The sequence below is a fragment of the Pseudomonas batumici genome, from assembly GCF_000820515.1.
Classification (GTDB): domain Bacteria; phylum Pseudomonadota; class Gammaproteobacteria; order Pseudomonadales; family Pseudomonadaceae; genus Aquipseudomonas; species Aquipseudomonas batumici.
Window position 1 is genome coordinate 18169 of record NZ_JXDG01000030.1, and the last position, 9336, is coordinate 27504.

A 9336-nucleotide genomic window follows, 5' to 3' on the forward strand; every position below is an offset into this window, starting at 1 on the left:
CCATGACGCTGCATATCGGCTTTCTGTTGTTCCCCAAAGTCCAACAGCTGGACCTCACCGGTCCCTACGACGTCCTTGCCTCGTTGCCCGACGCCCGGCTCCACTTGATCTGGAAGGACCTGGCGCCGATCACCTCCAGCAGCGGCCTGGTCTTTACACCCACCACCACTTTCGAGGACTGCCCAGCGCTGGATGTGATCTGCATTCCAGGCGGTGCCGGAGTCGGGCCGTTGATGGAAGATCCCGAGACCCTCGCGTTCATCGCCCGGCAAGCCGCCCAGGCGCGTTATGTCACCTCGGTCTGCACCGGCGCCCTGGTGCTGGGGGCCGCCGGGCTGCTGCAAGGTCGCAAGGCCACGACCCACTGGGCCTATCACCACCTGCTGGCAGGTCTCGGGGCCATCCCCGTGAAGGACCGCGTGGTCCGTGACGGCAACCTGTTGACCGGCGGCGGCATCACCGCCGGGATCGACTTTGCCCTGACCCTGGCCGCTGAACTGGTGGGCGCGCAAGAGGCCCAGCTGATCCAGTTGCAACTGGAGTACGCGCCGGCGCCACCGTTCAACGCCGGCAGCCCGGAGACGGCGCCCGCAGACGTACGGGAGATAGCCCTGCAACGGGCCGCAGAGTCGCGCAAGCAGCGAGGACTGATCGTCGAGCGTGTCGCGCAACGCTTGAAACAAGTGGGTTAATCGCGCTCCCACGGCATATCCAGCAACGCCGAGCCGAGGCTCTTGCCATGGGCATCCAGCGCCAGGGAACGGGTCACCCCGCCCCGCAGGATGCCCGGCAATACGAAATTCAAGGCCCGCACACCCGGCAACGCATAACGCCGCACCGGTCCGGCCGTCGGCTCGAGCAAGGGCGCAAAGTAGTCCGCCACCCGCTCAGCGGTCAGCCATTCGCATAACCTGGGGTAGTCCTCGGCACGGTAGGCGATCACCGAGATATTCGAGGTGTCGCCCTTGTCGCCCGTGCGCGAATGGGCAAAGTGGCGCAATTGAAGACGATTCATGGCTGATCCTCCAGGTGAACGGTTGCGCTCAGGTTTTCCCGTGGCAGCAGCAGCGACGCCACCGCCACCACCTGCCGCACGCTCTTGCTCGCGCCACCACCGCCTGACGGGCCGTTGGTGTACAACGTCTCCACTTCATTGCCGACGCGCAGCGCGTCAGCCCGATCCGCACAACGCGCGGCCACCCGCAAGCGCACCTCCCAGGGTTCGCCCTGCCCTCGCGCACTCAGCGCTTCACCATACAGGGCGTCCACGCCCATCAGCTCCGCGCGGACCTCCTCGGCCTTCACCCCGATGATTTCCAGGCGCTGCAAGACGATCTCCCGCGCCAGCCGCGCCCGTGCCAGGGCGCCCGGACCACCGTAGGACATCTGCCCCTCACCGATCCAGCCATCCAGGTAACCGACCGAGACCTTCAAGCTGTTCGGACGCTGCCGTCCGTCCGCGCCCCGCACGCCCACCCGGTCCGTACCTTCCTCGATAAAACTCACCCCCTGGAAATCCGCCGTCACATCCGGCGTCAGGTAGGCCGTCGGGTCATGCACCTCATAGAGCAACTGCTCCGTGCAGGTGGCGGCGTCCACCCGCCCGCCACTGCCGGCGACCTTGGTGATGGTCGCCCGGCCCTCGGCATCCACTTCGGCCAGGGGAAAGCCCAGGTGCGCCAGGTCCGGCACCTCCTTGACGCTCGGATCGGCAAAGTAACCGCCGGTGATCTGTCCCGCGCACTCCAGCAGATGGCCGACCAGGGTGCCGCGCCCCAGGCGTTGCCAATCGTCCGCCGCCCAGCCGAACTCGAAGCACTGCGGCGCGAGGAACAGCGACGGATCGGCCACCCGGCCGGTGATCACCACATCGGCATCGGCTGCCAGCGCCTGGACAATACCTTCCGCGCCGAGGTAGGCATTGGCGGAGACCAGCCGATCGCCCAATTGCTCCACCCGCAAACCGTTGTCCAGCACCCGGCTCGGCTCGGCACGCAGCGCCTCAAGCACATCGTCGCCGGTCACCGCGGCAATCCTGAGTCCGTGCAGGCCCAGCTCGACAGCGATCCGGCGCACCTCGCGCGCGGCAGCCAGGGGATTGGCCGCGCCCATATTGGTGATGATCCGCAGGCGCCGTCCGGCACCGGCGACGAAGGGCAATACCCGCTCCATCCGCTCACGCAGCAAGGGGTCATAACCGGCCTCCGGATCACTGAGCCGGGCCTGTTGCGCCAGGGCGATGGTCCGTTCGGCCAGGCATTCGAACACCAGGTAATCCAGCTCGCCCTTGGCCGCCAGTTCCACCGCCGGTTCGATGCGGTCGCCCGAATAGCCGGCACCGGAGCCGATACGCAAGGTTTTCATCGCAAGGTCCCTCATTTCAAAAGACGCCCAGGAGCAACGCCGTCAAGGTCATCAGCACCGAGGCGGCGAGCAGGAAAGGAATAGTGAAACGCTGGTGATCGGCCAGTTCGATCTTGCACAGGCCCACCAGCAAAAAGGTCGCCGGCGTCAGCGGACTGACCGGGAAACCGGTGGTGTGCACCCCCAGCAAGGACGCCTGGGCCACCTGCAACGGCTCCACGCCGAGGGCCTTGCCGACCTCGGCGATCACCGGCATCACCCCGAAGTAAAAGGAATCCGGATCAAACAACAGGCTCAGCGGCATCGACAGGAAACCCACCAGCGCCGGAATCAGCTTGCCGTGGCCGGCCGGGATCTGCGCCACCGCCACTTCGGCCATGGCCTTGAGCATGCCGCTGCCCTGCATGATGCCGGTAAAGACCCCGGCGGCCAGGAGAATGCTGGCCATGGTCAGGGCGGTCTTGGCGTGAGCGTCGATACGGGCGCGCTGGGCGTCGACGTTCGGGTAGTTGAGGCACAGCGCAACCACGGTGCCGAGCATGAACATCACCACCGGATCGACCCAGCCGGCGATCATCACCGCCATCACCAGCACCGTCATCAGCAGGTTGGCCCGGAACAGCCGTGGGCGGCGCAGGGCTTGTTCCTGCTCGCTGATCACCCGGGTCGGCACGTGGCCCACGGCCAGATCGGCGCCCAGACCCAGGCGCCGCTCTTCACGCCGACCCAACCACCAGGCACTGGCGAAGACAAACAGCAGGCCGACGATCTGCACCGGAATCAGCGGCTGGAACAGGTCCGCCACCGGCACGTGCAAGGCCGCCGACGAGCGCAGCACCGGGCCGGTCCAGGGCAGGAAATTCACCCCGGCGGCCATCGCCGCGACACAGGCGAGGATCCGCCGGTCGATGCCCAACCGCGTATACAGCGGCAGCATCGCCGGGACCGTCACCAGAAAGGTCACCGCCCCGGAACCGTCAAGGTGCACCAGCAGCGCCAGCAAGGTCGTGCCCATGACAATCCGCGTGGGCCGCGTGCCCACCGTGCGCAGGATGCGGTCGATGATCGGGTCGAGCATGCCGGCATCGGTCATCACCCCGAAGAACAGGATGGCGAACACGAACATGCCCACCACCGGGGCAACGTTCTTGATACCGGTGATGATAAAGGCACTGGTTTGCAGGCCGAAACCACCGAGCAGCGCAGCCAGGATCGGCAAGGCGATCAACGCGACCAGGGGCGAGAGACGCTTGCTCATGACAGCCGCAAGCAGACAGACGATGGTGATGACACCCAGCGTGGCGAGCATGGGAAGACTCCGGGGCCGCTCAACGGCGGACAGTTATTGTTTTCCCCCGAGTATTGGAACGCGGTTAAGCTTTGTAAATTGGAATGTTCACCGCCATGCATTCGGAAAAACAGAATGAAGAACGCCGTCCAGCATATCCGCGCCTTCCTCACCGTCGCCCAGACCGGCAGCTTCGCCCGTGCCGCCGCCCTGCTGCACCTTTCACCTTCGGCGCTGACGGTGCAGGTCCAACAGTTGGAAGAATGGCTCGGCGTCACCCTGCTGGAGCGCAGCCCGCGCCAGGTCAGCCTGACCGGCGCCGGCCAGCAGGCCCGCGGTCCCATGGAGAAACTGTTGCTGGACCTGGACAATATCGTCAGCGGCTCCCGCGACCTGGCCAGCCTGCAACGGGGCGTGGTGACCCTGGCCGCCTTGCCGTCGATCTGCTCCGGGGCCCTGCCGCCGGTACTGAAGCAGTTTCGCCAGGCCTACCCCGGTATCGAAATCCGCCTGCGCGACGTGGTCGCGCAGCGCATCGACAGCCTGGTGCGGGAGAACGAGGTGGACTTCGGACTGGGGGTACGGGCCCGGCTCAGCCATGGTCTGGACTTCGAGGTGGTCATGGTCGATCGCCTGTGCCTGTTCCTCCCTGACGAACACCCGCTGACGCGCAAGACCACGCTCGACCTGGCGGACTTGAGCGGCCAGCCGATGATCCTCACCGGACGCGACAGCAGCGTGCGCGAACGGGTCGAGCAACTGTTCGACGAACAAGGCCTGACGCTGGTACCGGGACTGGAAGCCAACTACATGTCCACGGTCCTGGCACTGGTGCGCCAGGGACTGGGCATGGCGCTGCTGCCGGAGTCAGCGGATGACGGCCTGGGCGGCCTGCAAAAACGCCCGGTGGCACACCCCGGCGTCAGCCGCGAAATCGGCCTGATCAGCCGCAGCGGCCAGCCCCTGTCCCCAGCCGCGACGCGGTTCGTGGCCTTGCTCCGGGAACGTTTGGCCCCGACCTGATGCCGCCCGCTTTCTTGACAACCCCTGAATCACTCGGGCATTGTCTGACAACCTGACTACCGAGCCTGTCCTTCATGCTGGAACTCCAACGCCCCGACTCCCTGGTTGAACGAGTGGTCAGCGCCATTCGTGCGGAAATCGATGCCGGGCGCCTGGCGGCCGAATCGCGCCTGCCCACCGAACAGCAGTTGGCGGAACAGTTGAATGTCAGCCGCTCGGTAGTCCGCGAAGCCATTGCCCAGCTCAAGGCCGACGGTGTGCTGATCGCCCGCCGCGGGCTCGGCTCATACATTTCCCAGACGCCGACCGGCACGGTGTTTCGCTTTCCCAGGAGCGAGGGGCGCAAGGCGGACCTGGCGCAGATGTTCGAAATGCGCCTGTGGATCGAGACCCAGGCCGCCTCCATTGCCGCCCAGCGCCGTGACGAGGCGGACCTGCAACGCATGCGCGAAGCCTTGCAGGAAATGCACGACAAACGTACCGACTTCGACGCCGCAGCCGCCGCCGACGTGGCCTTTCACCGGGCCATTGCCGAGGCCAGCAAGAACGATTATTTCGTCGCCTTCCATGACTTCCTGCGCGGCCAACTGGCCGAAGCACGCCGTACCGCCTGGGAAAACTCCGCCACCCGCTCCGTCGGTGGCTCGGCGGATGCCGGGCGCGAACACCAGGCGCTGTACCAGGCCATCGCCGAGAGCAATCGCCAGGCTGCCGCCGCTTGTGCCGAGGCGCATCTGCGCGCCTCGGCCAAACGCTTGCAATTGGAACTGCCTCCCATGAATTGAGCCGGTTCACGCGGCGCAAGCAGCGCCCGAGCAAGGACAAGCCCCTTTGCTCGACCTCATTAGTCTGACAACCTGATAACTAGACATGAACAATAACAAGGTAGACCCCCTCCATGACTTATGACTTCTGCATCATTGGCGGCGGCATCGTCGGCCTGGCCACCGCCATGGCGTTGCTCAAGCGCCAGCCCGGCGCCTCGCTAGTGATCCTGGAAAAGGAAGCCACCCTGGCCCGCCACCAGACCGGTCATAACAGCGGCGTGATCCATGCCGGCATCTACTACGCGCCGGGCAGCCTCAAGGCCGACCTGTGCAAGCGCGGGGCTCAGGCCACGAAAGACTTCTGCCGCGAACACGGGATCCGCTTCGAGGTCTGCGGCAAGTTGCTGGTGGCCTCCACTGCCCTCGAAGTGCAGCGCATGCAAGCCCTGTACGAGCGCTCGCAACTCAATGGCATGCGGGTCGAGCGTCTCGATGCCGAGGAACTGCGGCGGCGCGAACCGAACATCGTCGGCCTCGGGGGCCTGTTCCTCGACGCCACGGGCATCGTCGACTACCGCGAAATCTGCCAAGCCATGGCCCGAGTCATCACCGCCAGTGGCGGCGAGATCCGCCTCGACACCCGGGTCACGGCCATCCAGGAAGACAGCGACAAGGTCACCATCAGCAGTCACGACCACGTCTGGCGGGCGCGCAAACTGGTGGCCTGTGCCGGCCTGCAGTCCGACCGCCTGGCCACCCTGGCCGGCATTCGCATCGACCACCAGATCATCCCCTTCCGCGGCGAATACTTCCGCCTGCCGGCGTCGAAGAACGACATCGTCAATCACCTGATCTACCCCATTCCGGATCCGGACCTGCCGTTCCTTGGCGTGCACCTGACCCGCATGATCGACGGCAGCGTCACGGTCGGACCGAATGCCGTACTGGGGCTGGGCCGGGAGAACTACCGCAAGTTCTCCGTCAACTGGCAGGACGTCGCGCAATACGCCGCCTTCCCCGGGTTCTGGAAAACCCTGTGGCAGAACCTGGGCTCCGGCAGCCAGGAAATGAAGAACTCATTGTTCAAGCGCGGCTACCTGGAACAGTGCCGCAAGTACTGCCCGTCCCTGGTCGTCGAAGACCTGCTGCCCTACGAAGCCGGCATCCGCGCCCAAGCGGTGATGCGCGACGGCACCCTGGTGCATGACTTCCTGTTCGCCGAAACGTCGCGCATGGTCCATGTCTGCAATGCACCGTCACCGGCCGCCACCTCCGCCATGCCGATCGGCGAAATGATCGCCGACCGACTGTTCGCCTCCCGTTAACCAGGAAAACACCCCCCGCGTACAGGAGTACGCCCTCTCCGTTTGCCCGGGAAAGGCAAACGGGGCGCACCAGCGATCACTTTAAAATAACTATAAAGACCTGCAAGGAACCCACTGATGTCGGTATACGAAGAGTCCGGATCCCCCGTCGAAACACCCCAACAGACCCGCAAGCGCCTGCGCAAAATCGCCGCCGCCACCATCTTCGGCTCGATGCTGGAGTGGTATGACTTCTACCTCTATGCAACCATGGCGGCGATTGTCTTCTCGAAGATCTTCTTCGACGCCAGCAACCCGCAGACCGCCTCGCTGCTGGCCTTCTCGACCTTTGCCATCGGCTTTATCGCCCGTCCGTTCGGCGGCATCCTGTTCGGCTACCTGGGCGACAGGTTCGGCCGCAAGCAGGTGCTGGTCCTGACCTTCTGCATGATGGGTGTCTGCACCACGCTCATCGGACTGATTCCCAGCTACGCCTCCATCGGTCTCTGGGCGCCCGCCCTGCTGGTCGCGATCCGCATCATCCAGGGCCTGGGTGCAGGGGCCGAGCTGTCCGGAGCGGCCGTGACCTCCTACGAGCACGCCGCCCAGGGCAAGCGCGGCAGCCAGGGTGCCTGGCCGGCATTGGGCCTGAACCTCGGCCTGCTGCTGTCGTCGCTGACCATTTACCTGCTGACCCTCAATGGCAATGCGTTCCTGCTCGAAGGCGGTTGGCGGATCCCCTTCATCTGCAGCATCGCCCTGGTCGGTATCGGCTTGTGGGTGCGCAACAGCATTCCGGAAACCCCGGAGTTCAACGAGCTGAACCAGCAGAAACGCGCACGCCCCAAGGTCTCGCCATTGAAAGCGTTGCTGAAGAACGATCTCAAGGGTTTGGCCGTGGTGTTTTTCGTCGCCATCGGCTACAACGCCCTGAGCTACATCTTCAAGACCTTTTCCCTCGCCTACCTAACCCAATACAAGGGCGTGGACGTGCACGTCACCTCCCTCTCGGTGACCCTCGCCAGCCTGGTGGCCATCGTCGCCGTGCCGTTTTTCGGCTGGTTGTGCGATCGCTGGAGCAGCAAGGCGGTCCTGGTTCTCGGCGGGGTGTTATCGCTGCTGTTCGCCTACCCCTTCCTGACGCTGCTGGGCAGCGCTGAAAACTGGCGGATCTACCTGGCGATCGGTATCGGCACCGGGGTCCTGGCGCCGATGATGTTCGCGCCGCAGGGCTCCTTCCTGAGTCGTCAGTTCCCGACCCAGACCCGCTCCTCGGGCTTTGGTACCGGACGGGAAATCGGCACGGCGGTCGCCGGTGGCCTGGCCCCCCTGGGTGCCCTGTCGCTGGTGTCGGCCTCGGCGACCCATTCCACTGACGGCGTGGCGCTGATCCTCGCGATCGCGGCGGTCTGTGTCGTGGTCTTCGCCTTGTGCGACCAGGGCAAAAAGCACTCAGACTTCAAGAACTGACAGCGCTTTGGCAATGGCCTAGAACGTCAGTGAATGCTTGCGATCGAGGCTTTCGCCAAAGCCACGGATCACCTCCAGCAGCGACTTCACCCGCAGCGGCAGATTCCCGGCCGGGTACACCGCATGCATCTGCGGGTTTTCGCCGCTGCTGGAGGTGAGCCTGTACTCGGGACAGACCCGGACCAGACGCCCCGCCGCCGCCTCCGGCTCGGCCAGCCAGTCCGCCAGCCGGGCGATCCCGACACCGGCCAGGACCGCGTGGAACACCGCCGCGCCGGAGCTGAAACGAAACTTCGGATGCACTCGAAAGCTGGTGGTGTGTTCCTCGCTGCGAAAATTCCACTCCTTGAGGATCCGCGGTGCCGTATGCAGGATCAACGCATGCGCCTCCAGCGCCTCGAGAGAGTCCGGCGTCCCGCGCCGCTCCAGGTAGCCGGGACTGGCATACAGGTAACGGGAGTAACTCCAGAGCGGAAAGCCGATCAGGTCACTGGATTGCGGAAACGCGCCGCGAATCGAGAAGTCCAGCTTGCTCTTGGCCGGATCGATGGTCTCATCGGTGAAAATCACATCGACGTTCACATCCAGATAACGCTCGCAGTACTGCGCGATCAACCGGGGCAAGACCCCATGACCGAGCGACTCGGGGGCGGAAAAGCGAATCCAGCCGTGGGCCAGGCCACTGAGACCGGCCAGGTCCTCATCCGCCTCACGTTGCAGATCCAGCATTTTATAAGCGTGGGGCAAGAAGCGCTCACCCGCCTCGGTCAGGCTCACGGCATTGGACGAGCGATTGAACAGCTTGACCCCGGCACTTTCCTCCAGGGCCTGAACGGCACGGGTCAACGCGCTGGGGGAGCGTCCCAGGGTACGTGCCGCGGCGATGAAACTACGCTTGCGAGCTACCGTCGCGAAAGCCTCCAACTCCCCCAACATATCCAGCGCCATTGATCACCTCATTGCACTTTTCACAACGTGGCATTGCAACACAAAAAAAAACCTTCCGTTAGCCTTCCTGCTCCACCCACAGGGATGTAGGCACGCAGGAGCTGAGCATGAATATCGCCAACTGGTTGGAAGATACCGGGCTACGTTGTCCGGAGCAGCCGGCCTTGTTCGA

Annotated in this window: 9 protein-coding genes; 5 read left to right on the forward strand and 4 right to left on the reverse strand. The window is 64.7% G+C overall.

Annotated elements, in window-relative coordinates; genetic code table 11:
- The first annotated feature begins 2 nt into the window (after positions 1 to 2).
- Positions 3 to 692 (forward strand): isonitrile hydratase, encoded by a 690-nt coding sequence (gene inhA / locus UCMB321_RS11305; RefSeq protein ID WP_040066570.1) that lies wholly within the window; start codon positions 3 to 5, stop codon positions 690 to 692.
- Here inhA and UCMB321_RS11310 read toward each other — a convergent pair.
- The 3 genes from UCMB321_RS11310 to UCMB321_RS11320 are packed head-to-tail and all read right to left on the reverse strand — an operon-like array spanning position 689 to position 3673.
- The gene (locus tag UCMB321_RS11310) at positions 689 to 1015 is read right to left on the reverse strand and encodes an AtuA-related protein (RefSeq protein ID WP_040066572.1); all 327 of its coding nucleotides are present in this window, start codon (positions 1013 to 1015) and stop codon (positions 689 to 691) included. The two genes, inhA and UCMB321_RS11310, sit on opposite strands and share 4 nt — an antisense overlap.
- Positions 1012 to 2364, reverse strand: coding sequence for an acyclic terpene utilization AtuA family protein (locus UCMB321_RS11315; RefSeq protein WP_040066573.1), 1353 nt, complete (start codon positions 2362 to 2364; stop codon positions 1012 to 1014). Before UCMB321_RS11315 ends, UCMB321_RS11310 begins: the two co-directional genes overlap by 4 nt.
- 16 nt (positions 2365 to 2380) lie before the next feature.
- Positions 2381 to 3673 (reverse strand): CitMHS family transporter, encoded by a 1293-nt coding sequence (locus UCMB321_RS11320; protein WP_040066574.1) that lies wholly within the window; start codon positions 3671 to 3673, stop codon positions 2381 to 2383.
- Positions 3674 to 3787: 114 nt separating this feature from the next.
- Here UCMB321_RS11320 and UCMB321_RS11325 point away from each other — a divergent pair, with 114 nt between their 5' ends.
- The 4 genes from UCMB321_RS11325 (at position 3788) to UCMB321_RS11340 (ending at position 8216) form a co-directional block, all read left to right on the forward strand.
- Complete coding sequence (locus tag UCMB321_RS11325; protein WP_040066576.1) at positions 3788 to 4675, forward strand: LysR family transcriptional regulator; 888 nt, start codon at positions 3788 to 3790, stop codon at positions 4673 to 4675.
- A gap of 74 nt (positions 4676 to 4749) precedes the next feature.
- Complete coding sequence (locus tag UCMB321_RS11330) at positions 4750 to 5460, forward strand: FadR/GntR family transcriptional regulator (protein WP_040066578.1); 711 nt, start codon at positions 4750 to 4752, stop codon at positions 5458 to 5460.
- A 113-nt stretch (positions 5461 to 5573) separates the two neighbouring features.
- On the forward strand, positions 5574 to 6767 hold the full coding sequence (gene lhgO / locus UCMB321_RS11335) for an L-2-hydroxyglutarate oxidase (protein ID WP_040066579.1): 1194 nt from the start codon (positions 5574 to 5576) through the stop codon (positions 6765 to 6767).
- Between the two features lie 117 nt (positions 6768 to 6884).
- Positions 6885 to 8216: an MFS transporter gene (locus tag UCMB321_RS11340; RefSeq protein WP_040066581.1), complete on the forward strand. Its 1332-nt coding sequence runs from the start codon at positions 6885 to 6887 to the stop codon at positions 8214 to 8216.
- A gap of 18 nt (positions 8217 to 8234) precedes the next feature.
- Here the strand turns inward: UCMB321_RS11340 and UCMB321_RS11345 are convergent, their stop codons facing one another.
- On the reverse strand, positions 8235 to 9164 hold the full coding sequence (locus UCMB321_RS11345; RefSeq protein ID WP_040066583.1) for a LysR family transcriptional regulator: 930 nt from the start codon (positions 9162 to 9164) through the stop codon (positions 8235 to 8237).
- Positions 9165 to 9336: the final 172 nt, after the last annotated feature.